Raw genomic sequence first — 26931 nt, forward strand, 5'->3', positions numbered from 1 at the left:
TTTTGCTATTTTTGGCAGATTTTCGACGAGAAAAATACATATAAACCGCCTGCCATCAAAATAGCAATTCGTTTAATAAAACGGACTTTGATGGCGGTAAACTCCACTTAATAATTGGAGAAAAATAAATAGAAACAGATGAAATTTAGTTTACAGGCTAACGATCCACTATCTAAAGCCAGAGCCGGAACAGTAACAACTGCTCATGGCGAAATACAAACCCCTATTTTTATGCCTGTGGGTACTGCCGGAACGGTAAAAGCCGTACATCAGCGCGAACTGAAAGACGATATTGATGCTAAAATCATTCTTGGCAATACGTATCATTTATATTTAAGACCAGGATTAGACATTCTTGAAAAAGCTGGCGGATTACATAAATTTATTGGTTGGGACCGTCCAATTTTAACAGATAGTGGCGGCTACCAGGTATATTCCTTAAGTAAAGTTCGCAAAATTAAGGAGGAAGGCGTTACTTTCCACTCCCATATTGATGGATCGAAACACCTCTTTACTCCTGAATATGCGATGGATATTCAGCGAACCATAGGTGCCGATATTATTATGGCCTTTGATGAGTGTACGCCATACCCTTGCGACTATACTTATGCAGCGCAATCGATTAAAATGACACACCGCTGGTTAAAACGCTGTTGCGAACGTTTTGATACAACAGAACCTAAATATGGTTTTGACCAAACGTTATTCCCAATTGTACAGGGTTCGGTGTATAAAGATTTACGTATTAAATCTGCAGAATTTATTGCCAGTATGAACCGTGAAGGCAATGCCATTGGTGGTTTATCTGTTGGTGAACCTGCTGAAGAAATGTATGCCATGACAGAAGTGGTATGCAATATATTACCAGAAGAAAAACCACGTTATTTAATGGGAGTGGGCACACCTATTAATATTTTAGAGAATATTGCATTGGGTATTGATATGTTCGATTGTGTAATGCCAACCAGAAACGCCAGAAATGGAATGCTTTTTACCAGAAACGGAATCATCAACATCAGGAACAAAAAATGGGAGAATGATTTCTCTCCACTAGATGCCGAGAGTGATCTTCATGCTGATTTAGTAACCAGTAAAGCATATTTAAGACATTTAGTACATAGTAAGGAAATGCTTGGCGCTCAAATTGCTACCTTGCATAATCTGCATTTCTATCTTTGGCTGGTAAAACAGGCCAGGGAAAAGATCATTGCTGGTGAATTTTACGAGTGGAAAAACAAAATGGTTAAAGTATTAGGCAACAAGCTATAAAATGAGTCTGTTAAAAGGAAGAATAAAAATCATCGATCAATACATTATCGGAAAATACCTGGGTACATTTATTTATACCCTGGCCATTTTTGTGATCATTATTGTGGTGTTCGACCTATCTGAAAAGATGGATGATTTTATGAAAAGTGGCCTGAGTTTTTGGGGAATCCTTTCCAAATATTACGCAGGCTCTATTCCTTTTTATGTGAATATGCTTTCTCCCCTGATCAATTTTATTGCAGTGATTTTCTTTACCGCAAAAATGGCCGATCAGACTGAAATTGTACCAATTTTAAGTGGTGGGGTGAGTTTTAACCGCTTTTTATTTCCTTACCTGGTGTCGGCTACGATTATTTTCTCAGCCAACTTACTTTCAAATCTATACATCCTTCCTTATACTAATACCTTAAAAAATAGCTTCGAGAATACGTACGTAAAACGTAATGATCCTTCCACAAAATCAAACATCCACATGAAACTGGATGACAAAACCTATATCTATATTGACAACTTCGACAATAAAACCAATTCAGGATACCGGTTTTCTCTGGATAATTTTAGCGGAGATGTACTGACCAAAAAGATTGTTGCAGAAAATATAAAATGGGATTCGCTTAAACGAAAATGGCAGTTGAGCAACTACTCCATCCGGAAGATTGACGGCCTGAAAGAAACCATGATTTATGGTAACGGAAAGCTTAAGGATACCATTCTGGATATGCGTCCGGATGATTTTTCAGCATACGACAATGTGGTGCAAAATTTAACCACCAAGGAACTTTCTGATAAGATCAGGAAAGAAAAGATCCGCGGAACAGGCGTAATGAACGACCTTCAGTTTGAAAAATACAAACGTTACCTTCACCCGCTTTCAGCATTCGTATTAACCCTGATTGGCGTGGCACTATCGTCGCGTAAAGTACGCGGAGGTGTCGGTGTATCATTAGGTATCGGAATCTTCATTAGCTTTGCTTATATCGTATTTAATCAGTTTACACAGATGTTTTCTACTAAAGGTGGATTACCTCCCTTTGCAGCAGTTATTATGCCTACATTATTCTTTGGCTTATTAGGTTTTTACCTATTAAGAAAAGCACCAAAATAGCAATGGAAGCCACTAAAAAGAATTTACTCATTCTTCATCTTACTGTATTTGTCTGGGGCTTTACCGGAGTGCTCGGAAAATTAATTTCTATTGATGCAGTACCCATGGTCTGGTACAGGGTATTGATTGCAGCAGCTACACTTTTTGCCTGGTTTTTAATTACCAAAAAAAATATTAAAATAACCAAAAAGCAGTTTATTCAATTCTTTCTAACCGGCGGAATTGTAGCCATCCATTGGATATTTTTCTTTCATGCCATTAAGGTTTCCACGGTTTCAGTAACCTTGGTATGCCTCTCTTCCTTTACTTTATTTACAGCAATTTTAGAGCCGCTGATCAAAAAACAGCCCATTCAAATGGGCGATATTCTGATTGGTTTATTAATCATTCTGGGCATATATATGATCTTTAAATTCGAAGGCCAGTATACCTTAGGAATTATTTTTGGTTTATTAGCAGCAGTGGCATCTAGTCTTTTTTCAACCATAAATTCTACTTTGGTACAAAAAAGCGAACCCTCTATTATCAGTTTTTACGAACTTGTAGGTGCGCTTTTCTGGATCACGTTGTACCGTTTATATGATGGAACTTTGTTGCATACCGCATTCAATCTAAGTGCGAAAAACTGGTTCTATCTTATTCTTCTTGGTACGCTTTGCACATCCGTTGCCTACGTTGCAGGTGTTGCTGTAATGAGAACTTTATCTGCTTTTAGAGTAGCGTTAATCACTAATCTAGAGCCTGTATACGGCATAGTATTAGCCTTCATTTTCTTTCAAAGCAAAGAGCAAATGACAGGTGGATTTTATATTGGTGCAACGATTATCCTGGCCTCCATTTTCCTTTATCCAATCTACAAAAAAAGAAAGAACAAGCTGTAGAATCCTGTTGGTAAATTATACAACAATACTACATACACCTTTCATCAAAACCGGTCGTCATCTCGACCGCAGCAACGCAAAGTGGAGAGATCTATCAAGCCGAATTTTACTTCATTAAGCATTCGGATACTCAACTAATCTGTACACCACTATCATTAACAGAATCCAAAATCGTCGTCATCTCGATCCGATAGCTATCGGATGAAACGCAGAGAAATGGAGAAATCTATCAGACCAATTTCGCTTCATCAAGCATTCGGAAGCTTAACTAATCTGTACTCCACTATATCATTAACAGAATCCAATAGAATCGTCGTCATCTCGACTGTAGCGCAGCGAAATGGAGAGATCTATTTAGACCTATTTCGATTTATTAAGCATTCGGAAACACAACTAATCTGTACTCCAATAACACTTACAGCTACCATCAAAACGAGGCGTTATCGCGACAAATTGCAGTCCAAAATTTTCAGGAGAGAGATTCATTTAATAGCTTTACCAACTTCGTTACATGCCATTAGAAATGACGATATCATGCAATACCTAATGCCACTTTACATTATTCCCTACATACTCAATTCTCCACATCACAACCACATGAGCGAAGCTAAAAACATGAAATACAAGCCAAAATAAATTAGATATTTTTTCACAAATCCATCAATTCAGATTATTTTTTTTGTTAATAAACTAGACGTAACTAACGGAAACGGAGGTACCTCCTAAAGCTAAACAAGCACTCTCATCCAAATCATCAAATTGCATTTTACCTATTATAAAAATATATACCCAGATCTTATAAGACAGCAGAGTTTAAAATTCAAAAACAATACCCAAACCAACAGATAAGCATAATAAAAACTCAACAATACCGACCAATAATAGACTAGTAAAAACAACAAATATTCAAACAAAAATCACATCCAAAAAAAACACCTGTTTAAGATTAAAAAAAGCACAGAAAAAGAATTGTAAAAGAGCTTATAAATACCTAAAAAATCATAATAAAATATAACATAAAAAGTATTTAAAAAGCATAATTAATTAAGATTGAAATCCCAAAAAAACTGCTTCAAAAATCATTAGCTATACCACTATAAAATGGAGTTAAAAACCAACCCAAAAACCCAGTTTTCATTCCCGACAAAAAGGCATCAACATCATTGAATCTCGCCAAACTAAATACTCCTGGTTAAAGCAAATAATCGAATATAAGGTCTTCAATCAACTTATCAGCATCATATAAAACTACCCTTTTTCGACTGAAAAATTGAGCTTTTAAAAAACATAATAATTAGAAAACATATCGAAAAACAGGCCTCATTAGGTACTTAAGTTAGAATAAATAGCTTAAAAATCTCCAAAATTTGACCAATCAACCAACTTAAAAAAACAACCACAAAACCGAGCAAAAAGTGCCCCTAAGCAACAAAAGAAGCATTTTTTCAATTAAAAATAAATTTTTCAAAAAAAGATATCCAAAACCCCTTCACCTGAGAATATCGCAAGGAAATCGCATTATCCAGTCAAAAAACCGGAGTTTTAAGGCCTAAAAACATTAAAAAAACATACAAATCGGGATACCTGAAGTAAAATTCAGACAAGATTTTTAGTGTTAAAACCTTGGTTCAAGCCATAATAAACTGAGTTTTTAAATGCTAAACTACAACATCCGAAACCACCTGGATTTGGAAATCGCAAGTTGTGAAAGTTAAATCCGGGCCTGATGACGAAAAAACCAGTCTGAATTAAGCGATAAAAAACAAAGACATTTTGTCATAAAAATATCATTACTCCCATAAAACCGAATTTTAAATTGGCATCAATTTATACATTATGGGGTTATAAATTCTTAGCATAGACGGTTCTAAAAATCTAATTTCAGACTGCGAAGAATTCAATTTTACCGTGAGGCTTATTCTCCACTTAAGCAAACAAACCGGGCAATTCTTAACTCTTATAAGTCATAAGAAAGGATTCAGAAATCCACAAGACTCAGGCTCAATTTTCGGGACAGAAACCTCATTCTAAAATTCATACTAAAATTTAAAAAGCCATAAAATTTTTTGAGGAAAATCGATTAATAAGTGTAAATTAAATCAATAAATTACTGTTTATAAAAAATGTGACGAGGTGCTTAAATCTGAAGGAAAATCAGATTAAAAATCACAATAAAATCATCTTTTAATGAATTTACATAAATTTCATTAACATTTATAAATCAGTATTTTATAATATTATATATGAATTAAAAAATTACATTTCAGAATACCTTTAAAATTTAAAAAACTAAATATTTTAGCAAAGATTTTAGATGAATTTAAAACTATCAAACAAAAAACTAATTATCAAGTATTTAAGTGCAATTACTTTAAGTTTTATTTCACCATCCGTTTTTGGGCAAATTTTCAGCACTGCACAAAACCCACTTAGTGTAAAATGGAACTACATTTCATCAGGAGGTTTTAAAATCATCTATCCTGAAGAACTGGAGAAAGAAGCTCAAAGAATGGCCAATACCCTACCCTATATCTACACCAAGATTGGCCTGGGTTTAGGGCAACAAAAAACCACTATCCCACTCCTATTACAGAACCGCGGAACGGTTGCAAACGGCTTTGTTCAGCTTGGCCCGAAGAAGTCTGAATTTTATGCTACACCGCCTCAATTTTTCGACAGTCAGGATTGGCTAAACAACCTGGCTGTACATGAGCTCAGACACATCGCACAGTTTGACAAATTGACAGGAACGCAGACACACCCCTTTCCGGAGCTGGTTTACTTTGCCTACTTTGGTGCAGGAATACCCACCTGGTTTTTCGAGGGCGATGCGGTAGTTAACGAAACGGCGCTGACCTTTTCAGGCAGGGGCCGCCAGCCCAATTGGATCATGCCTTACCGGGCCTCAATTTTGGAAGGCAAAAAATTCAGCTACAGCAAAGCCTATTTTGGTTCGAACAAAGATGTTACTCCCGGTTACTATCAAACCGGATATTTAATGGTATCTGATATGAAAGAAAAGTACGGCCAGTTTATTTCAGACAGTTTACTTGGCGATATTAGAAAAAGACCAGTGAGGCCTTATCCCTTTTCGAAAAGCTTAAAAAAATATACCGGAGAAAATACGCGACAATATTTTCTAGCTACCCAAAATAAGCTTGCCGAAAAATGGAAAATACAGGAAGAAAAAACAGCTTCAGAAAACTATGAAAGTTTAAATAAAAAAACATCGCTGGCCACGAATTATTTCCTTCCTGTCCGGCTAAATAAAAATCAGATTTTAGCACTCAAAGAAAGCAAGACAGATGCACGATGTTTCGTGATTATTAATGAGGATAAATCGGAGCAAAAATTATTTGGAATTGGCTACCAGGAACAGCCTTGGTTTAGCTTAAAAAATGATCTGTTGGTTTGGGATGAAATACGATACGATCCTCGCTACAAACAACGAAGTTATAGTGTGATTTGTTCGTATAATCTGAAGACCAAAAAATTCAATAAATTAAGCAGCAAAAGCAGGCTTTTCTCTCCCAGCCTTTCTAACGATGCGAAGAAAATCATCGCTTCAAAAGTAGAGCTGAACAATCACTTCAACCTGGTTGAGTTAGATGCAAGCTCGGGAAAAATTTTAAAGACTTATCCAAATCCAGAGAATGAAATACTGCAAACACCAGTTTTCGATAAAACCGGAAATAAGATTGCTTATATCAGCGTAACAGAAAAAGGGAAAAGTTTGTGGCTAATGGATGGAGAGAAAAAATCGCAATTGATTTCTAACAGCCGACAACAGCTAAGTCGACCGGTTTTTATTAACGATAAAATTGTTTTCAATGCGCACTTCAATGGCATCGATAATATTTACGCGATTGATCCCACTTCGAAAAAAATTACGGCACTTAGCGCATCTAAGTACGGCGCCTTTAATCCTACCGAAACCAGTGATGGAAAAATCATTTTTAACGATTACAAAATCAACGGTTATGAAATTGCTGAAACTACCATTATAGAAAAACCTGTAGGCGAAAATAACTTTGTAGATTTTTCGTCCGCAGCAGAAAAGCAGGAAAATATCGGGAATGTTTTCGACAAAATACCGGATAGCACTTACCAATCTAAACGTTACCACCAAGCTTTAAATCTTTTCAGCATCCACAGCATTATTCCGGTAATTGACAACGAATATGTTTTTGGTTTAGAACTGCAATCGAACAACCTGCTTAATACCATGGACTTTTATTCGGGCGCAAAATACCACCGCGATTTAAAGCGTTTCGAATACACGGCAGATATTAGCTATAAGGCGCTCTATCCGGTGTTTAGTGTGTTGTACCGCAACCGCCCGAAAAGAACCTTCTACAGGGCTAAAAATGCGATACAACAAGGCGATTGGAGAGAGAACTATATCAAACTTAATGCATCGGTTCCGCTATCGTTCAATATGCGGAATGAGAACTATGCTTTTACACTAAATGCAGCGACCAGTTTTACCCAAAGGTACATGCCGGAAAACATGCCAACCGGTTTTATACGCGAGCTTAAATTTCCGATGGAATACAACTTTACTTTCAACCACAGTGTGCGTACAACTGAAAGAGACATTGCACCCAAATGGGCACAAGTGTTCAGGGTAACTTATGATCACCAACCCTTCGATAAAAATTTAGGGGGAGAAATTTTAGCGCTCGAAAGTTTCCTTTACTTTCCGGGCTTTGCAAAAAACCATTCGTTCCTGGCAAGCTTTAATTACCAAAAAGCAAGCGGAGTAAACCAGTATGCAACCGACATTGCAACTGTTTATGGATACAACAATATTTTAGCAAAAAGCAAACTGCAGAACAGCTTACTTTTCAACTACCGCTTTCCATTTGCCTTTCCCGATTGGGAGTTGGGGCCGCTGGCTTACATAAGGAATTTCAGGGCAGGTTTATTTTGCCATTATGAGAACATTGGCCGGGGCACAACCTTTAACGATCCGAAAACTTATGGGGTAGAATTGAACACGAGCGTAAACATTTTACGCTATCAACCTGTTGTAGATTTAGGAGCGAGATTGGTTTTTGTTAACCAGATTTACAATCAAAATCCGATATTAGAGTTTTCATTTAATTATAGCTTCTAAAACCATGAGCGCAAAAACAATCTCCATTATTATTTTAACCGCATTGCTGACCATATTCTTGATGGTAAATACTGAGCCTGTAGATTTCAATTTTTTGGTTACCACGGTTCCGGTATCTAAACTTTTGGTTATCGGTGTTTGCATTATCATTGGTTTTATTATCGGTTTTGTAGTGGGCCGTCCGCGGAAAACAGTAAGCAGTTACGATGATGAGATTGAGAGAAATCAACCTTCGATTGAAAAGAAAAATACCTTAAGCGACGAGGACAGAGATTACATTAGTTAGAGCCCAAGATCTGTCTCACAGACCATCTTTTTTTTCTCGGAACTTTAACGAGGTTTTGTAAAGATGTTTTGTAAAGCAAAGCCTGCAGTTCTAATTACAGTCAGCCGGGCTTTACGCTAAATCTTTTAAAATGTTTTGTCATGCTGAGGCACGAAGCATCTGTTTAATCGGTTGCAGATGCTTCGTGCCTCAGCATGACAATAAAAAGGAAGCAGGTGCTCATTTTAAAAGGATAACACTGCAATCCCGTTTAGGAGAGGTTGGCAACTGCTGCTATTTAAGTCCCATAGCAAAGCGCGTAAATATTGGTTTTACTAATTTATCGCGGTCATGATCTCACCATACAATAACCCACTTCCCCCGCCATAGTGCTGGATAATTTTTAATTCTGGTTTAAGCCCGGTTAGTTTTGCTCTCAACGCTTTTTCACATACTGCATCAATACCGTTTCCCAGCAGCACCAAATCTATTTCATGTGTTTGGCAAATCTCGATAGCCTCATCATCCGTACATACACAGATACCTTTCCACTCTGGCCTGGCATTCAACAGGCGGTTCATTACCGTCGTAATTTCAGTATCTCTTCCGATATAAAGTATGGTAGTTTGCATAGTTCTTTACATAAAGAAACCTCGCAGTGTTTTAGACCCTGCGAGGTTTGGTTAAATTATTTTAGTTTAATTCCATCGGAACATCCATCAATAAAACCTCTGCATCTGCAGTATTGGCTTTAAAACTAATGCTATCAGTATCCCAGATACCTAATCCATCTCTTTTGCTTAGCACTTGTCCGTTTATGGTTACTTCTCCATTGATGATGAAAGCATACACACCATTACCTGCTTTTTTGATCTTGTATTCAGTTTCAAATCCGGCATCGAACTTACCTAATGAGAACCAGGCATCCTGGTGAATCCAGACACCGGCATCATCCGCGTTTGGCGATAAAATTTGCTGGAAGTTATTGTGCCTCGCAGCAACATCTAATGTTTGCTGATCGTAACGTGGTGTAACGTTTTTCTTGTTTGGAAACAACCAGATCTGTAATAAATTTAATTGTTCGTCTGCATTTGCATTAAACTCGCTATGACTAACACCAGTTCCGGCACTCATTACCTGGATTTCTCCATTTTTTATTGTGGCTGAATTACCCATACTATCTTTGTGTGCAATTGCACCAGCTAATGGAATGGTAATAATTTCCATATTATCATGTGGGTGAGCACCAAAGCCCATTCCACCATCAATACTGTCATCATTTAAAACCCTTAAAACTCCGAAGTGCATCCTTTCCGGATTGTAGTAATTAGCAAAACTGAATGAATGGTGTGCATCTAACCAACCATGATTAGCATGACCACGGGTGTTTTCTTTGTGCAAAATAAACTGTGACATAAATTTCCTTTCTTATTTATGATACAAAGTTAATACTGTAAAGCTTGCTGTGCATTGATGTAGGGTAAGAAGTGAGAGCGCGTTGGGCGGAGAGCGCCAAGCGTTTGATATCACCAGGACTTAAAATAAGGTATTTTAACGAAAAGATTCCCGCAAGCCTGATCTTGTATCCCATGAACTGAAATCTTTCAGCCAGGCGTTTATTTGCACTGCTGTTATTTATTTAATCGCTGATGAATGTAGCTAAAAGACGGGCTGTACCGACTTGTAAAAGAGCGAATCAGGTAAGACTGCTCAAGTACCTCAGCTCAACCGAATTTTACATGGGGCACATTTTAATTATTTCCAAAAGTAACTTTTTTTATCTCCGAGAAATAAATTCAGCATAAAGGTCGCTCCATATCTAAACATAACCAATCCTTAATACTGTTTCAGCTTTAAGTTTATATCCACCCTTTAAACTTGCTCCAGTTTAACCAGAACAATCAACATTATTAACTCATGCAAAAAAACATCATCTGGATGCTATTAGTCTCCTGCCTATTCACATTTTCCTGCAGAAAAGACACAGGTATTGAGGAAGAATCAAATACAATAAATCAAAAGAAAAATATACTGGTGGCTACCCCAGTTGTAAGCGCAGCAGCAAGTGTAAATACCTACACCAATACTTCGGCTTACATTAACACAGGTTTTACCTTTCTAAACCCAACACAGCTGGATAAAAATCGCCAGGCGATTGGTGGCAGTGCTTACACTGAAGTATATGGTTTTAACGTGCCCGAAGAAAACAGGGTTAGGGGTATAAGATGGAATGAAGATGATGAGACCACTTCTATATGGCGCCCGCAGGGCATCGCCGGTTTTTCCAAAAATGGCGTTCGGTATTTATTAGTAAGCTGGTATGCCAAAGATGCGGCAGAGAGCAAAGGATCAAGAATAACACTGATTGATATCAGCCCAAGTTCGAGCACTTATTTAATGTATAGGCACATCTTGCTGGTACAGCCAACACTTCCAGCGGGTACACTGAATTATACGCAATATGGGACTTACGCTCCTTTAAATGTACATGCTGGCGGCGTAGCTTATTTTAATGGTAAAATTTATTTAAGCAGTACAAATCTGGGATTAAGAGTATTCGATTTAGACAAAATTATTGAAGTAAGTACAGGGACTGACACTGATAATAAGTGTGGCAAAGATGCTAGTGGTAACCTTTATGCTTTTAATTACAGGTATATACTCCCGCAGACAGGTTATTATAAAATCTATGAAGCAAGTCCATTTTCAACCGTACAGGTAAATTACGAGAATAATCAATTATGGACGGGTCAATATTATGCTGGCAGTGCCGATGCCTCAATTGTACCCAAGATATTCGGTTTTTCAATTAACACTTCTGGAGAACTGCAAAATTCGGGCATACAAACCGTGATCCCTAAAAACAGTCTGTTTGCTTCCGATCATGCCCACGGTATACAGGGCGTTTTTAGAAAAGGCAACAGAACCTGGCTTTCCTGCACGGGGTCGCCCAGCGAATCTTACGGATCTACCGCCCGTTTGGCAAGGTATACCGATGGAGATACCAATACGGTAAGGTACAGGTGGCCTTATGGTGCCGAATCGTTATATCTTGAAACACAATATGGATATTTGTGGAGTTTAACCGAGTTCGAACCCAATGCGGGTGCACAAAACGGCAGTCAGGTTAACCGTTGCATATTCGCAGTTGATTTCTCGAAATATGAATAATGATATTAATGCAAAACAAAAAAGGGAGATGCAAAACACATTTCCCTTTTTCATTATTAATTTTGGAGTCTAACTAAGCTAAAGCTTGCTCAATATCCGCTAAAATATCGTTGATATGCTCCAAACCTATTGATAAACGAATGGAACCTTGTTCAATCCCAACTTCATTACGTTGCGCTTCGGTAAGTTTGCTGTGTGTACTCGTAGCCGGGTGTGTTGCAATAGAACGGGTATCAGCCAAATTTGCCGAAATAGAGAACATCTGCAGACCATCCATAAATTTACGTGCTGCATCTATACCACCCTCAACCACAATGGTTACAATACCACCACCCTGTTTCATTTGTTTTTTAGCAATATCGTATTGAGGGTGTGATGGTAAAAACGGATATTTTACCAGTTTAATTTTCGGGTGTTTTTCTAAATATTCGGCAACCTTTAAAGCATTTTCACAATGACGATCCATCCGGATGGCCAAGGTTTCCAAACTCTTAGATAAAATCCATGCGTTAAAAGGCGACAAAGCTGGTCCGCTGTGCCGGGCAAAACCAATTACATCTGCAATTAAAGCTTTGGGGCCTAAAATTATACCACCTAAAACACGCCCTTGTCCATCAATATATTTAGTAGCTGAGTGGATTGAAATATCCGCACCATATTTAATAGGCTGTTGCAGATATGGTGTAGCAAAGCAATTATCTACAACAAGTAATATATTATGTTTTTTAGCCAAATTGCCCAAAAATTCAAGATCGATAATATCAATACCGGGATTAGATGGGGTTTCTACAAAAATCATTTTAGTGTTTGGCTTAATCAAAGCCTCCCAATCCTGCGGTTTATCTAAATCGGCATAATCGAAAGTTACACCCCAGTTAGAAAAAACATTAGTTAATAATTGGTGCGTAGAACCAAAAACCGAACGGCTTGATACCAAGTGGTCGCCATTTTTTAAAAATGCACCAAATGTGGTAAAAATCGCGGCCATACCTGTTGCAGTAGCAAAACCATCCTCAGCACCTTCCAGAAGGCACATTTTCTCGATAAACTCTGATGTATTTGGATTTGAATAACGACTGTATACATTTCCTTCCTTTTCATTCGCAAACAAAGCACGCATTTCTTCTGCATCTTCAAACTTATAACTTGAAGTAAGATAAATTGGTGATGAATGCTCTTTATGTAAACTGCGTTCGGTTTGCGTGCGTATAGCTATGGTTTCAAAATTTTCAGATTTCATTTTAAGTATCAAGATTTGAGTGTCAAAAGATGGGTATCAAGATTTGAGTATCAAGTATCAGGATGTAGTGTGAGAATAAAGTCGTCATCATAAATTTAAGATTTGCTTCTCGATACTTGCTACTTGCTACTTGTTATTTGTTACTTTATACTTCTCTTTTGTTTATTTTATAAGTAAAATTAATAGTTGCTGAACGGCCCAAAATATTCGATACAGAGCAATATTTATCGAAGGTCATTTGTAGTGCACGTTCTACCTTTTGAGTGCTTAAATCGCCAAATAAATCAAAGTGAATATCGATTACATCAAAAATCGGCGGCATTTCTTCCTCTTTTCTGGTGGCGTTTATAGCGATTTTAATATCATCAAGTGGTTCCTTTTGCTTGGTTAATACATTTACCATATCAATGCCACTGCAGCCGCCTAATCCAATCAGTAACATCTCCATCGGTCTGAAACCTTTTCCCTCACCCCCAATGGCAGCTTTTGCATCCAACTCTACAGTAAAACCGCTCTCGTTTTCTGCTTCAAAATTAAATTTACCGCTCTTGCGGATCAGATTTATGTTCATATTAATAGTTCGAGTATTGAGTATCAGGTATCAAGACCTTAAGCCTTCTACCTTCCAACCCTCTACCTTAATTTAAATGTTATAAAATACTAAGTTATTTTTTTCCAGTTCACGCAATTTAACCGGATGGTTGAAAATTGCAAAAACCGACGAACCGCTACCACTCATTAAAGCGAATGTTGCGCCTGCATCGTATAAACTGTTTTTTATTTGATGAATTTGGGGATATTTAGCGAAAACAGATATTTCGAAATCGTTGATAACCTTATTTTTCCATGTTGTTGGACACAAATGTATAATTTCTTTTAACGATTGCAAAGGTTTTTGCGGTTTTACATCTGCATAAGCATCGGCCGTACTTACATGTACAGGCGGTTTTACCAAAACTTTAAACCAGGCTGACAAATCTACTTCGCACTTTTCAAATTCATCACCTTTATTAAAGGCATAAACAGGTTTGTTCTCAATAAAAAAAGCACAGTCTGCCCCTAGCTGACGGGCGTAACCTTCCATCTTATCAACAGACATCCCCAAACTGAATTTCTCATTTAATAATTTGATCAGGAAAGCACAATCTGCTGACCCACCGCCCAAGCCCGCTCCCACAGGAATATTTTTCAGCAAATTGATCTGCTGTGCAGGGATATCAAAATCCTTTCTAACCAATTGGTAGGCCTTAAAACACAGGTTATCATTCGCATCACCAGGAATCTCGATACCATGAATTTTGCAAGAAGTTACCTCTGTATCGGTAATCTCGACCGAATCTTTAATATTGATCGGGTAAAAAACGGTTTCAAGGTTGTGGTAACCATCAGCACGTTTTTCGGTGATATTTAAACCTAAGTTTATTTTTGCGTTGGGAAAAGATAACATTTTAGTCCTGAGTCGTGAGTCTTAAGTCCTGAGTACACGGTGCCGAAACCAGCAGCGTCTCATTTGCAAACATACAAATTTTATGTAGGTCCCGGCTTCACGCCGGGATTACACACCTGGATTAACCCAACCAATGTTAACAAATACCCAGTGTGCATAAAAATGATTTATAACACCTGATAAATTTTAGATATTTGTAGCTAATTAATTAAATTATTTACAATTTAAAAGCCCCTTAAGGGGTTTGGGTGTATGAAACAATATTTAGATTTAATGCAGCATGTGCTTGATCATGGCGCTCAAAAGCACGACCGTACAGGCACTGGGACTATAAGTGTTTTTGGTTACCAGATGCGTTTTAACCTTCAGGAAGGTTTTCCAATGGTTACAACAAAAAAGCTGCACTTAAAATCTATTATTCACGAGCTGATCTGGTTTTTAACCGGCGACACCAATATTAAATACCTAAAAGATAATGGTGTACGTATCTGGGACGAATGGGCCGATGAAAACGGCAACCTCGGACCGGTTTACGGTTCGCAATGGAGAAGCTGGCCAACACCAGACGGACAGCATATTGATCAGATTACCAATATGATCAACACGATCAAAAATAATCCCGATTCGCGCAGAATTATTGTTTCAGCGTGGAATGTTGCCGAAATCGAAAATATGGCTTTGCCCCCTTGTCATGCTTTTTTTCAATTCTACGTGGCTGATGGAAAGTTAAGTTGCCAATTATATCAACGAAGCGCCGATATTTTTCTTGGTGTACCTTTTAATATAGCTTCTTATGCATTGCTAACCATGATGGTGGCGCAGGTTTGCGGTTTACAAGCCGGAGATTTTATCCACACCCTTGGCGATGCCCATCTATACAATAACCACATCGAACAGGCCAACCTACAATTAAGTCGCGAGCCTAAACCGCTTCCAACCATGAAAATCAATCCTGAAGTGAAAAGCATTTTTGATTTTAAATTTGAGGATTTTACATTAGAAAATTACGAAGCACATCCCCATATTAAGGGGGTTGTTGCTGTTTAACAGAATTAGTATATTTGTATATGGAAACTTTTTCAATCAGCGTACCAGAAAAAAAAAGCAGTTTAGTTAAACAGCTCTTACAAGAGTTGGGGGTTATCATTAATACCGATACGGAGAAAAAACCGAATAAAACCACAATTGCGTCTATAAAAAAAACAAGCAAGGGTGAAGAATTGACAAAATCATCTAGTCATTTGGATTTGATGCAAAAGCTTAACTCTTAACATTTATGTACGATATATCTTTTTCAAATCAATTTAAAAAAGATTATAAACGCTGCATAAAACGTAATTACAATATTTCTCTTTTAGAGGTAGTTCTTAAAACATTAAGAGAAAATGGGAAACTACCCCCAAAATACAAACCACATATTTTAAGTGGGGATTATGATGGCTTTTGGGAGTGCCATATAAAAGCGGATTGGTTGATGACCTGGCTTCAGGACGATACTAAAAAAGAAATCTACCTGGATAGGTTGGGAACCCATTCTGATCTATTTTAACTACTCCATAATTCACCGTTACTAATGAATAATATTTCTATCGCCGTAGCCGTAGGCGAAAACTTCGCAATTGGCAAAAACAACCAGCTTTTATGGCATATGCCAGCCGATTTAAAGTTTTTTAAACAAACTACTTCGGGGCATACCGTGGTAATGGGCCGTAAAACGTTCGATTCTGTAGGCAGACCATTGCCAAACCGCAGGAATATTGTAATTACAAGAGATACCGAATTAAAAATTGAAGGCGTTGAAGTGGTAAATAGCCTGGACGAGGCTTTAGCAATTACCAAAACCGAAAATAAGCCCGTATTCATTGTGGGCGGTGCCGAAGTTTACAGACAAGCATTACCAAAAACACAAACACTTTATTTAACGACGATCCACCACAATTTTGACGCAGATACTTTTTTCCCGGAAATAGACCGGAACGAATGGAGCGTAGTTAGCAGCGAAACACACAAAGCAGACGAAAAAAATAAATACGATTATACTTTTGAGGTTTTGGAAAGGATTTAACTCAATTTAACCGCAAAGAACGCTAAGAACTTCGCAAGGAGCGCAAAGCATCTTATTTACAAGTTATCCTCTCCAAATAGATACTTCTAACCCTGCCAGCTAAACCCGATGGCAGTGAGCATGAAGCGCAGTGAAATAAAACGGAGCGGGACTATCAGAGCCAAAGAAACACAGGTATTGCTTTTCAATAGAAGATCGATCATTTGTCTTTGTTTCTAAGAACCCACGTATGAAAAGATGCTTCGTGCCTCAGCATGACACAAAAAGAAAAGATTAAAACATTAGTGAGATGGAATAAAGCCCAAAAGCTTCTGTAATTGCTTTCCAAATCTATTTCATTCTAAATTTAGTCCTCCGAAATGAATTCTGCCTGATGAATCCTGAAGGATTATTGCCTGATAAAAATTAATGTTAATAATTTATCAATTAAGGGGTTCTATAATTTAAAAATTTAATTAGATTTGCCGACTTGTTAAAAAACAGCGAAAGACAAATTATTTTAAACAAACAATGCAAGGAAAAGGTTTTATTAAGTTTATAGCGATAGTATTGGCTATCGTTTGTGCGTACGCACTTTCTTTTACTTTGGTAGCATCCAAGGTAGAAAAAGACGCAAAAAACGCTGCGAAGGGTGATTTAGCCAAAGAAAAGGCTTACTTAGATTCGATGAGTACCGTAAAAGTTTATCCATTAGTTGGATTTACTTATCAAGAGGTAAAAGCGAAAGAGATTAATTTGGGTCTGGATTTAAAAGGCGGAATGAACGTAACGATGGAAATATCGTTGGCGGAGTTGGTAAAATCATTAGCGGGTAACCCTACTGATGCGAACTTCAACAAAGCTGTTCAGAATGCACAGATTCAATTAAATGCCGGTGGTAAAGATTACATCAAAATTTTTGTTGATGAATTCGAAAAATTAAGCCCTGGAGTAAAACTTGCAGATTATTTTTCTAACCAGGATAACGCATCTCAGTTAAAACCTAGTGCAAGCAACGCAGAAGTTGAATCTTTCTTAGAGAAAGAAGCAACAAGTGCTATCGATCGTTCATTTACTGTTTTACGTTCTCGTATTGATGGTTCTGGCGTTGTAAGTCCGAACATGCAGAAACAAGAGGGTAGTAACCGTATCTTAATCGAGATGCCGGGTGTACAAGACCAAGAGCGTATGGCTAAACTTTTACAAGGTTCTGCCGAATTACAATTCTGGCAGGTATACCAGGTACAAGAGGTTGCGCCATTATTAGAAAACATTAATAAAATTTTAGCGGCAACATTAAAAGCTGATGCCCCAGCTGCTAAAGATACTACGGCTGCTCCGGCTGCTGGTGGTAAATTAGCCGGCTTAGAAAAAGCTGCTGCTAAAGACACTACCGCTAAAGGTGGCAAACTTGCTGGCTTAGGTAAAAAAGATTCGAGTGCAGTTAAAGCCGAATTGATGAAATCTAACCCATTGTATGCTGTTCTTAACTTACCGATTTATCAAGGCGAAAACGGACAACAACAATTAATGCCTGGTGCAGTTGTTGGTATGTCGTTACAAAAAGATACTGCAAAAGTTAATGCTTATTTAAAACTTCCAGAAGTTGCTGCATCTATTCCATCTACGATGAAATTTATGTGGAGTGTTAAACCAAGAGAAGGTTCGAGAATTTTTGAATTATATGCCATTAAAGTGGTGAGTGCCGACGGCAAACCAGATTTAGGTGGTGATGCAATAAGCGATTCGAAAGATGATTTCGATCAACACAACAAACCAGAAGTAACCATGTACATGACCAGCGAGGGTGCTGCTAAATGGAAAAAAATTACTGCTGAGGCTGCTGCTGATCCAAATAACAAAAAATCTATTGCCATTGTATTAGATAACCAGGTTTATTCTGCTCCTACTGTTCAAAATGAAATTGCTGGTGGTGTTTCTCAAATCACTGGTAATTTTACCCAGGCAGATACTAAAGATTTATCAAACATCTTAAAAGCTGGTAAATTGCCTGCTCCTGCGCGTATTGCAGGTAGCTACGTAGTTGGTCCTACTTTAGGTGCACAAGCTATTCACGATGGTTTAATCTCTTTCGTAATTGCCTTTATCGTAATCTTAATCTTCATGGCGTTGTATTATCACCGTGCAGGTTGGGTTGCAAACTTTGCGTTGTTAATCAACTTATTCTTCATCATTGGTATCCTGGTATCACTTGGTGCAGTATTAACATTACCTGGTATTGCTGGTATCGTATTAACCATTGGTTTATCGGTAGATGCAAACATCCTTATCTTTGAGCGTGTACGTGAAGAGCTTGCACATGGCAAGAACACCGCTACGGCAATTAAGGAAGGTTTTAAACATGCAATGCCTTCAATTATTGATTCAAACGTTACTTTATTTATTTTAGGTGCTATCCTTTATGTTTTCGGTAGCGGACCAGTTCAAGGTTTCGCCACTACTTTATGTATCGGTATCCTTTCATCATTATTTGCAGCTGTAGCCATTTCGAGAGTAGTTTTCGAATCGTTATTAAGCCGCAAAATCGATGTAAGTTTCGATAATAGCTTAACACGTAACGCATTTAAAAACTTAGCCTTCAACTTTGTTGGCCGTCGTAAAATCTATTACGTTATCTCTACCATCATTATTATTGCCGGTATTGGTATGTACTTCAAAAATGGCGGTTTAAACTTAGGTGTAGATTTTAAAGGGGGTAGAACTTATTTGGTTCACTTCGATAAAGCAGTTAACACTGAAGATTTAAAAGCTAAGTTAAACCCGGTTTTCGGTAACGAAACGCCAGAGGTTAAAACTGCAGGAGAAGATAGTCAGGTAAAAATCACCACTACTTTCCACATCGAAGATCAGGACATTAAAACTGATAAAGTTGTAGAAGATGCTTTAAACAAAGGTTTAGCCGGATCCAAATATGAAATCGTAAGTTCACAAAAGGTAACGCCGATTATTGCAAGCGATATCGTAAACGGTGCTTTCTATGCCGTATTGATTTCATGTTTATTCATGTTTATCTACATCGTTGTACGATTCAAAAAATGGCAGTATGGTTTAGGTGCTGTAATCGCCTTGTTCCATGATGTGTTAATGGTATTATCTTTCTACACTATTTTAGATGGTATTATGCCATTCTCACTAGAAATTGGTCAGGATTTCATCGCAGCAATTTTAACGGTAATGGGTTACACCATGACAGAGACAGTTGTTGTATTCGACCGTATCCGTGAGAAATTAAAAGAATCTGGTAAAGAAGATTTACACGGTGAAGAGCGTAACAACTTAATCAACTTCGCGTTGAACAGTACATTAAGTCGTACCATTTTAACCTCATTAACCGTATTCTTCGTGTTATTGGTAATCTTCATTTTCGGTGGCGATAGCATCCGTGGGTTTATCTTCGCATTATTGATCGGCCGTATCATTGGTACATACTCATCATTATGTATCTCTACTCCTATCGTAATCGATTTGGGTAGCTCAGCTGAGAAAAAATAAGAGATTAAAATCTTAAAATATATAAGCGCTTCGATTTATCGGGGCGCTTTTTTTTGTGCCCTGCTTTTTTACCACGAAGGCACAAAGACACCATTTTTTTTGTTTTTTAAAAGCAAAGGCAGTAATTCTTCGGTTCTGATAGTCCTGCTATACATTCAAATATTTTTACTAGGCACTGTCATGCTGAGGAATGAAGCATCTGTTCCATCGTTTGCAGATGCTTCGTTCCTCAGCATGACAAAATGTTCAGGGCTACTGCAAATTAAAAAGGATTTCCATTCCTATCAGGTTTATTTAACCTGAGTTAGTACTATAAACCTGCAAAAACCCGCCTTCGTCATACCAGCGTTATATCTTCTTTTTTAAGCCAGCATAACTGTCAAAACCTCAATTATTAAACCTTTTGGCTATCTTTTTGTTACATTAGCAATAGATAAAACCGATACGAAAATGGATTTACAACTTCCAAAAAGCGAATACCCCAGAGTAGTGATTGTTGGTGGCGGATTTGGTGGGATTGAGTTAGCTAAACGTTTAAAAAATAAACCCTTTCAGGTGGTTATGCTTGATAAACATAACTATCATACTTTTCAACCGTTGCTTTATCAGGTAGCTACAGGAGGTTTGGAAGCAGATTCGATTGCTTTTCCTTTACGGAAGATTTTTAAAGGACAAAAGAACCTGATTTTCCGGGTAACGAAAGTTACCGAAGTTAATCCTGCCGAAAATTGTTTACAAACCGATATCGGTAGAATCAACTACGATTATCTGGTTATCGCCACGGGTTCAACCAGTAATTTTTTCGGCAATAAAGAAATTGAAGCCAATTCGATGCCGATGAAATCAATTCCGGAAGCACTGGATTTAAGAAGTTTGATTTTACAGAATTTCGAAAAATCGCTGATCGAAAAAGATTTAGATAAAAAGAATGCGCTTTTAAACTTTGTTGTAGTGGGCGGTGGTCCGACAGGTGTTGAAACTTCTGGTGCCATTGCTGAACTTAAAAGGCATGTAATTCCTAACGACTATCCGGAAATGGATTTGAGCAGGGTGAACATCTACCTGATCGAAAATTCACCTGAATTGTTGGGGGTAATGTCTCCACAGGCGCAAAAAAAAGCCAAAGATTTCCTTACCGAAATGGGCGTTCAGATTATGAATGAAACCAGGGTACTGAGTTACGACGGACATACACTCACCTTACATGATAAAGCACCAATTTTAAGTTCAACCGTAATCTGGAGCGCTGGCGTTAAGGGCGAGGTTTTGGGTGGTTTAGATAAGGCTGAAGTGGTGAGAGGCGGCAGATTAAAAACAGATACCCAAAATTTAATAGTAGGATATCAGAATATTTATGCCATTGGCGATGTAGCTGCTATTATCGACGAAGAAACACCAAACGGTCACCCGGGAGTAGCTCCGGCAGCCATTCAACAAGGCCATCACCTCGCTAAAAACCTCATTAACATCAAAGAAAATAAACCTTTAGAGAAATTTAAATATTTCGATAAGGGCTCAATGGCCACAGTGGGTAGAAATAAAGCTGTTGTTGATATCGGCAAAATCCGTTTCCAGGGTGTTTTTGCATGGTTTACCTGGATGTTTGTGCACTTAATGACATTGGTAGGCTTCAGAAATAAAATCATTGTTTTCGTAAACTGGGTTTGGAGTTACTTCAGCTACGATCGGGGAACCCGTTTAATTATCAGAACCTTTGCGAAAGATCGAAGTGTGGATTATAGGGAAGAAGTGAAGAGTGAGGTGCATTAGTTCATTTGTCATTGGTTGATTGGTTGATTGGTTGATTGGTGAATTTCCAGCGCCTAATGGTTCATAGTTGATGGTTTATTGGTTCATAGCCCAAAAGGTTAATTGACTTAAGATAAATCCATTATGCACCCTGGCTATCAACCAAAAGACTATGAACCATCAACACTAATCTCAAATTCTTCTTTTCTTTGCGAAAAACTTTGCGCATTTTGCGGTTAAACCAAAAATATGAGCCAAAATAACTTCAAATTAGTAGAGTGTCCGCGCGATGCCATGCAGGGATTGCACGAATTTGTTCCTACAGTCATTAAAGCCGAATATTTAAATCTTTTGCTTCAGGTTGGATTCGATACGCTGGATTTTGGAAGTTTTGTGTCGCCTAAAGCCATTCCGCAAATGGCCGATACTGCCGAAGTCTTGGCACAATTGGATTTAAGTAACACCGCTACAAAGCTTTTGGCCATTGTAGCCAATTTAAGGGGCGTAGAAGATGCAGTAAAGCATACAGCTATTGATTACCTCGGTTTCCCTTTTTCGATATCAGAAACCTTCCAGCAGCGTAATACCAATTCGAGCATATCACAATCATTAAATACGGTCGAAGAAATGCTCTCCCTTTGTGCTAAAAGCAACAAAAAAGCGGTTGTTTATTTGTCTATGGGTTTTGGAAATCCTTATGGTGATGAATGGAATTATGAAATTGTAGAAAAATGGGCTGATGTATTAGTAGGTAAAGGCGTTGAAATTTTATCGCTGGCCGATACCGTAGGTGTTTCCACTCCAAAAAAAATTGAAGCTATATTACCAAAACTCATTTCGAGGTTTAATAAGACTGAAATTGGTATCCATTTACACTCTAATCCTGCTGAGCGGCTCGAAAAGATCCAAGCTGCTTATCATTCGGGTGTAAAGCGTATAGATTCCGCTTTAAAGGGCTTTGGCGGCTGCCCCATGGCTGCTGATGATCTCACAGGTAATATTGCCACTGAAGATGTCATCAGTTTTCTTCATGATAATGGAGAAAATTTAAATCTGGATATGGATAAATGGAATGAGGCTATGGCATTATCTGGAAAGATATTTGGGTAGTTTGTTTAGCCCAATCCCATAACAAAAGTCGTCATTGCGAGGCACGAAGCAATCCTACTACTATGGGTGGGAACTTACTTCAAATCCAGCGATCGCTTTAAAATTGGTTCGTGCCTCACAATGACGGAATTATGAAACCAATCCTTCATATAAATCAATCCAATTTGGATTTTTAGATACAACCGAATCTATTTTCTGTTGGCGTCTTCCACCTTTAATTCTCTTTTCTTCATAAATAGCCTCTTCAATCTCAGAAAAAAATGAGTAATCAACAAGTTTATAGCATTTATATCTTGAAGTAAAGCTTTTTGGAAATTTGTTGTTTTTATGTTGCCAAACCCGACCCTGCAAATCCGAAGTTACACCAGTATAAAAAACGGTATTGAAAGAATTTGCCATGATAAAACGCATCCTCCTCTCTCCATTTTTAGTTTTGATTAAATTATTTGTCTTTCCGATGACTCAACATAGCGACCGCATTAAGATTGCTTCGTACCTCGCAATGACGATATCACTTTTAAACCTTCTTCACCATTTTAAAATGCTGAATCCCAGCTTCCTCAAATTGATCACCCTCAGCAACAAAACCAAACTTAGCGTACAAACTCATGGCATCTAATTGTGAATTTAAGTATATATAGTGTGCGTCTTCAGGCAGGTCAGATAAAGCCTCAGCAATTAGTGCCCGGCCAACTCCCTGCCCTCTAAAATCTTTTAAAACCGCAAAACGTTCTAACTTGTAACCACTATCCGTTTTACGCCATCTGCAGGCACCACAAGGCTGTCCGTTATTTGTGGCCAGAAAATGTACAGATTCATCTTCATGCTCCCACTCCAGTTCCGGCGGACAATTCTGTTCGTCTACAAATACAATTTTACGAATAGCAAATACTTTATCTAAATCTTCTGGATGATTAACTTTTTGAACGTGCAGACTCATTATCGTGGTGTTTAAAGTGTTTATTCGATTTTAATTTCGATTCATTTAATTCTTTCGCAACATCAATTGAATGCGAGCAATGAATATCGGCCTCTTTTTTGGCAAGTGTAGCAATCGTAACGTAAAATTTATGTAACTGATCCAGTTCCTTTTCACTCAGATCCTCAATATCCACCATCCGGTTACTTGCCCCCTGCTGTGCAGCAATCAATTCATTTAATTTTAACTGGATCGCTTTACCATCTTTATTCTGTGCTTTCTGGATCAAAAAAACCATCAAAAATGTTATAATCGTTGTACCCGTATTGATCACCAATTGCCAGGTTTCAGAGTAATTAAACAAAGGGCCTGTTACCGCCCAAATAATTACAATAGCAGTAGCTGAAATAAATGCAACGGAACTACCTGTAAACTTGGTTGCCGCGTTTGCGAATTTCTCAAAAAAATTATTTTTCCTGGTTTCGTTTATAGATTTTGCCATTACAAATTTGTTTGCTTAAATATAACTATAAAACAAACAAAAGCGCCATAAGTTTTAAACCCATGGCGCCTTTGTAATTATTGAATGATTGATTTTTGAATGGCTGATAGACTTCTAATCTTAAAAAGCAATCAAAAATTACAGTTTATCATTAACGTTGATACAGTTTAGATCTTCGAAAGCCGTAGTTAAACGCTTTACAAAAGTTTCTTCACCTTTACGCAACCATACGCGTGGATCATAGTATTTTTTATTTGGTTTATCATCGCCATCAGGGTTACCGATCTGGGCTTGAAGATAAGCTTCATTCTTTTTGTAATATTCTAAAATGCCTTCCCAAAATGCCCATTGCATGTCAGTATCGATATTCATTTTAATTGCACCATAAGAAATTGCTTCTCTGATTTCTTCCTGAGTAGAACCAGAACCACCGTGGAATACGAAATTGATCGGTTTCTCTGCAGTTAAGCTGAATTTTTCTTTGATGAAATCCTGAGAATTTTTCAAAATTACCGGTTGCAATTTTACGTTACCTGGTTTATAAACACCGTGTACGTTACCAAAAGCAGCAGCAACAGTAAAACGAGGAGAAACTTTGCTTAATTCTTTGTAAGCATAAGCCACTTCGCTAGGCTGAGTATATAATTTAGAGCTGTCTACATCGCTATTATCAACACCATCTTCTTCACCACCTGTAACACCAAGTTCGATTTCGATAGTCATGTTCATTTTAGCCATGCGTGCTAAGTATTTAGCAGAAATTTCCATGTTTTCTTCAATAGATTCTTCCGATAAATCCAACATGTGTGATGAAAACAAAGGTTTTCCGGTTTCAGCGAAGATTTTTTCACCGTGGTCTAAAAGTCCATCAATCCAAGGCAATAATTTTTTAGCGGCGTGGTCGGTATGTAAAACCACGGCAACACCATAATGCTCTGCCAATAAATGTACATGTTTAGCAGCCGATACAGCTCCTAAAATACATGCTTGTAATTTCTCATTATCTAATGATTTACCAGCATAAAACTGTGCACCTCCATTAGACAATTGAATCATAACAGGCGAATTTACTGCCTTAGCAGTTTCCAATACCGCGTTAACCGTATTGGTACCGGTAACGTTTACTGCTGGTAAAGCAAACTGATGTTTTTTAGCCTGCTCAAACAATTCTTGAACGGCATCTCCGTAAATTACGCCTTTGTAGCCTTTTAAACTCATTTCTTGTTAATTTTATTAAGTCCGAAGTTATAAAAAAAAATAACATTCCAAGCTTTTGTAACAACAGAATTATTTGCCTAACAGCAAAATAAAGCCTGTTTAGTGTAAAAAACACATTATCCTTAGTGTAAAAAAGACACACTTCAGTTTTCAATTCGAAGTTCACAATGGGCAAATACAGGTTTTCAATTACTTCAGCTACTTAGCTATTAAGCATCAACCAATTAACCATCGACTATTTTTACGTCTAATAAGGTTCGACTTTATTTTATTTTTCGTTTCTTTGCAATCCAATTCTTCAAAAAATTATATGGCTTGGTTTAAAAGAGAGAATAAAGGTATCATTACCACAACAGAAGAGAAAAAAGAAGCACCAGATGGTTTGTGGAATAAATGTCCAAATTGTAAGAAACCGCTACATCAGGCAGAACTTCAGGAAAACAAATACGTTTGTCATTACTGTAATTACCACCTGAGAGTAGGCTCAAAAGAATATTTCGAGGTTTTATTTGATAATAACGAATTTAAAGAGCTGTTCCCTAACTTAACATCAGGCGACCCGTTAAACTTTAATGATAACAAACCTTATACCGATAGAATTAAAGAAAGTCAGGCTAAAACCGGCTTAAAAGATGCTATCCGGGCAGGTGTTGGTAAAATTGAAGGTCAGGATCTCGTTATTGCCTGTATGGATTTCGCTTTCATCGGTGGTTCAATGGGTTCGGTTGTGGGCGAAAAAATTGCACGTTCAATCGATTATAGCATCAAACATAAAGTTCCGTTTTTGATGATTTCTAAATCAGGTGGCGCTAGGATGATGGAAGCTGCATTTTCATTAATGCAAATGGCCAAAACTTCGGCTAAACTCGCTTTATTAGGTCAGGCTAAAGTTCCATACATCTCTTTATTAACGGATCCAACTACTGGCGGTGTAACGGCCTCTTATGCCATGCTAGGCGATATCAACATTGCCGAACCAGGCGCTCTGATCGGTTTTGCCGGTCCGAGGGTAATTAAAGAAACCATTAAAAAAGATTTACCTAAAGGTTTCCAAACTTCCGAATTCGTTCTGGAACATGGTTTCCTTGACTTTATCGTTGACAGAAGAGCCATGAAAGCTAAATTGGGCGCTTTTATCAAAATGATGAACAATTAGTTGGTTCAATAGTCATTAGTACAAGTTGAGCAGTAAACAAATAAACTTATAATAAGAAAAGCAGGGCTTGAATAAATCGGTGAATTCAGTCCTGCTTTTTGCTTCAAGTCCTCGCTACACTCCGGGCTTTCCACGACAATCAGGTTTAGCTTGCATAGCCAGTGGTTCTTATGAGGGGTTTTTCTAGCGAGTCTAATTTTACCACAAAGGCACCAAGATACAA

24 protein-coding genes are annotated in these 26931 nt (G+C 37.7%); 15 read left to right on the forward strand and 9 right to left on the reverse strand.

The features are described from left to right. Positions 1–138: 138 nt before the first annotated feature. From tgt to BCL90_RS20565, 6 genes are all read left to right on the forward strand, one after another. Positions 139–1269 carry a tRNA guanosine(34) transglycosylase Tgt gene (gene tgt, locus BCL90_RS20545; RefSeq protein WP_121286727.1) on the forward strand — a complete coding sequence of 377 codons (1131 nt, stop codon included), beginning with the start codon at positions 139–141 and terminating at the stop codon, positions 1267–1269. 1 nt (position 1270) lies between these two features. Further along, positions 1271–2374 carry an LptF/LptG family permease gene (locus tag BCL90_RS20550; protein WP_121286730.1) on the forward strand — a complete coding sequence of 368 codons (1104 nt, stop codon included), beginning with the start codon at positions 1271–1273 and terminating at the stop codon, positions 2372–2374. 2 nt (positions 2375–2376) lie between these two features. Next, the gene (locus BCL90_RS20555; RefSeq protein WP_121286733.1) at positions 2377–3255 is read left to right on the forward strand and encodes a DMT family transporter; all 879 of its coding nucleotides are present in this window, start codon (positions 2377–2379) and stop codon (positions 3253–3255) included. A 216-nt stretch (positions 3256–3471) separates the two neighbouring features. Then, entirely contained in the window at positions 3472–3891 is a 420-nt protein-coding gene (locus BCL90_RS25450) for a hypothetical protein (RefSeq protein ID WP_134380733.1), read from the forward strand. 1678 nt (positions 3892–5569) lie between these two features. Next, positions 5570–8374: a TolB family protein gene (locus BCL90_RS20560; protein ID WP_121286736.1), complete on the forward strand. Its 2805-nt coding sequence runs from the start codon at positions 5570–5572 to the stop codon at positions 8372–8374. Positions 8375–8378: 4 nt separating this feature from the next. Further along, complete coding sequence (locus BCL90_RS20565) at positions 8379–8660, forward strand: lipopolysaccharide assembly protein LapA domain-containing protein (RefSeq protein WP_121286739.1); 282 nt, start codon at positions 8379–8381, stop codon at positions 8658–8660. A 314-nt stretch (positions 8661–8974) separates the two neighbouring features. Here BCL90_RS20565 and BCL90_RS20570 read toward each other — a convergent pair whose 3' ends face one another. Both BCL90_RS20570 and BCL90_RS20575 read right to left on the reverse strand, forming a co-directional pair. Beyond that, a complete protein-coding gene (locus tag BCL90_RS20570; RefSeq protein WP_121286742.1) occupies positions 8975–9271 on the reverse strand; it encodes a response regulator in 297 nt (98 codons plus the stop codon). A gap of 61 nt (positions 9272–9332) precedes the next feature. After that, a complete protein-coding gene (locus tag BCL90_RS20575) occupies positions 9333–10055 on the reverse strand; it encodes a pirin family protein (protein WP_121286745.1) in 723 nt (240 codons plus the stop codon). Positions 10056–10556: 501 nt separating this feature from the next. On the opposite strand from BCL90_RS20575, the gene BCL90_RS20580 reads away from it, so the two are divergent. Beyond that, the gene (locus BCL90_RS20580; protein WP_121286747.1) at positions 10557–11810 is read left to right on the forward strand and encodes a hypothetical protein; all 1254 of its coding nucleotides are present in this window, start codon (positions 10557–10559) and stop codon (positions 11808–11810) included. 73 nt (positions 11811–11883) lie between these two features. Here the strand turns inward: BCL90_RS20580 and BCL90_RS20585 are convergent, their stop codons facing one another. The 3 genes from BCL90_RS20585 to ispE form a co-directional block, all read right to left on the reverse strand. Further along, complete coding sequence (locus BCL90_RS20585; RefSeq protein WP_121286749.1) at positions 11884–13050, reverse strand: trans-sulfuration enzyme family protein; 1167 nt, start codon at positions 13048–13050, stop codon at positions 11884–11886. Positions 13051–13195: 145 nt separating this feature from the next. Continuing rightward, positions 13196–13621, reverse strand: coding sequence for an OsmC family protein (locus BCL90_RS20590; protein WP_121286751.1), 426 nt, complete (start codon positions 13619–13621; stop codon positions 13196–13198). A gap of 72 nt (positions 13622–13693) precedes the next feature. Then, the gene (gene ispE, locus BCL90_RS20595) at positions 13694–14497 is read right to left on the reverse strand and encodes a 4-(cytidine 5'-diphospho)-2-C-methyl-D-erythritol kinase (RefSeq protein WP_121286753.1); all 804 of its coding nucleotides are present in this window, start codon (positions 14495–14497) and stop codon (positions 13694–13696) included. Positions 14498–14749: 252 nt separating this feature from the next. Here ispE and BCL90_RS20600 point away from each other — a divergent pair, with 252 nt between their 5' ends. The 7 genes from BCL90_RS20600 (at position 14750) to BCL90_RS20630 (ending at position 22913) form a co-directional block, all read left to right on the forward strand. Further along, complete coding sequence (locus tag BCL90_RS20600; protein ID WP_121286755.1) at positions 14750–15544, forward strand: thymidylate synthase; 795 nt, start codon at positions 14750–14752, stop codon at positions 15542–15544. Between the two features lie 20 nt (positions 15545–15564). After that, on the forward strand, positions 15565–15768 hold the full coding sequence (locus tag BCL90_RS20605) for a hypothetical protein (RefSeq protein WP_121286757.1): 204 nt from the start codon (positions 15565–15567) through the stop codon (positions 15766–15768). Positions 15769–15773: 5 nt separating this feature from the next. Beyond that, complete coding sequence (locus tag BCL90_RS20610) at positions 15774–16046, forward strand: type II toxin-antitoxin system YafQ family toxin (protein WP_121286759.1); 273 nt, start codon at positions 15774–15776, stop codon at positions 16044–16046. A gap of 24 nt (positions 16047–16070) precedes the next feature. Beyond that, a complete protein-coding gene (locus BCL90_RS20615) occupies positions 16071–16562 on the forward strand; it encodes a dihydrofolate reductase (RefSeq protein WP_121286761.1) in 492 nt (163 codons plus the stop codon). A 510-nt stretch (positions 16563–17072) separates the two neighbouring features. Further along, complete coding sequence (gene secDF / locus BCL90_RS20620) at positions 17073–20054, forward strand: protein translocase subunit SecDF (protein ID WP_121286763.1); 2982 nt, start codon at positions 17073–17075, stop codon at positions 20052–20054. A gap of 450 nt (positions 20055–20504) precedes the next feature. Further along, positions 20505–21824: an NAD(P)/FAD-dependent oxidoreductase gene (locus tag BCL90_RS20625; RefSeq protein WP_121286764.1), complete on the forward strand. Its 1320-nt coding sequence runs from the start codon at positions 20505–20507 to the stop codon at positions 21822–21824. Positions 21825–22052: 228 nt separating this feature from the next. After that, complete coding sequence (locus BCL90_RS20630) at positions 22053–22913, forward strand: hydroxymethylglutaryl-CoA lyase (protein ID WP_121286766.1); 861 nt, start codon at positions 22053–22055, stop codon at positions 22911–22913. Between the two features lie 129 nt (positions 22914–23042). On the opposite strand, the gene BCL90_RS20635 is transcribed toward BCL90_RS20630, so the two are convergent. From BCL90_RS20635 to fbaA, 4 genes are all read right to left on the reverse strand, one after another. After that, positions 23043–23312, reverse strand: a complete 270-nt coding sequence (locus BCL90_RS20635; protein WP_121287310.1) for a GIY-YIG nuclease family protein — start codon at positions 23310–23312, stop codon at positions 23043–23045. 118 nt (positions 23313–23430) lie between these two features. Beyond that, a complete protein-coding gene (locus BCL90_RS20640) occupies positions 23431–23853 on the reverse strand; it encodes a GNAT family N-acetyltransferase (protein WP_121286769.1) in 423 nt (140 codons plus the stop codon). Then, positions 23828–24334, reverse strand: coding sequence for a low affinity iron permease family protein (locus BCL90_RS20645; RefSeq protein ID WP_121286771.1), 507 nt, complete (start codon positions 24332–24334; stop codon positions 23828–23830). Before BCL90_RS20645 ends, BCL90_RS20640 begins: the two co-directional genes overlap by 26 nt. 138 nt (positions 24335–24472) lie before the next feature. Beyond that, complete coding sequence (gene fbaA, locus BCL90_RS20650; RefSeq protein WP_121286773.1) at positions 24473–25552, reverse strand: class II fructose-bisphosphate aldolase; 1080 nt, start codon at positions 25550–25552, stop codon at positions 24473–24475. A 310-nt stretch (positions 25553–25862) separates the two neighbouring features. Between fbaA and accD the strand changes: the two genes are divergently transcribed. Then, positions 25863–26708 carry an acetyl-CoA carboxylase, carboxyltransferase subunit beta gene (gene accD / locus BCL90_RS20655; protein ID WP_121286775.1) on the forward strand — a complete coding sequence of 282 codons (846 nt, stop codon included), beginning with the start codon at positions 25863–25865 and terminating at the stop codon, positions 26706–26708. Positions 26709–26931: the final 223 nt, after the last annotated feature.

This window comes from Pedobacter alluvionis (genome assembly GCF_003664035.1).
In the GTDB taxonomy this organism is placed as follows: Bacteria; Bacteroidota; Bacteroidia; order Sphingobacteriales; family Sphingobacteriaceae; genus Pedobacter; species Pedobacter alluvionis.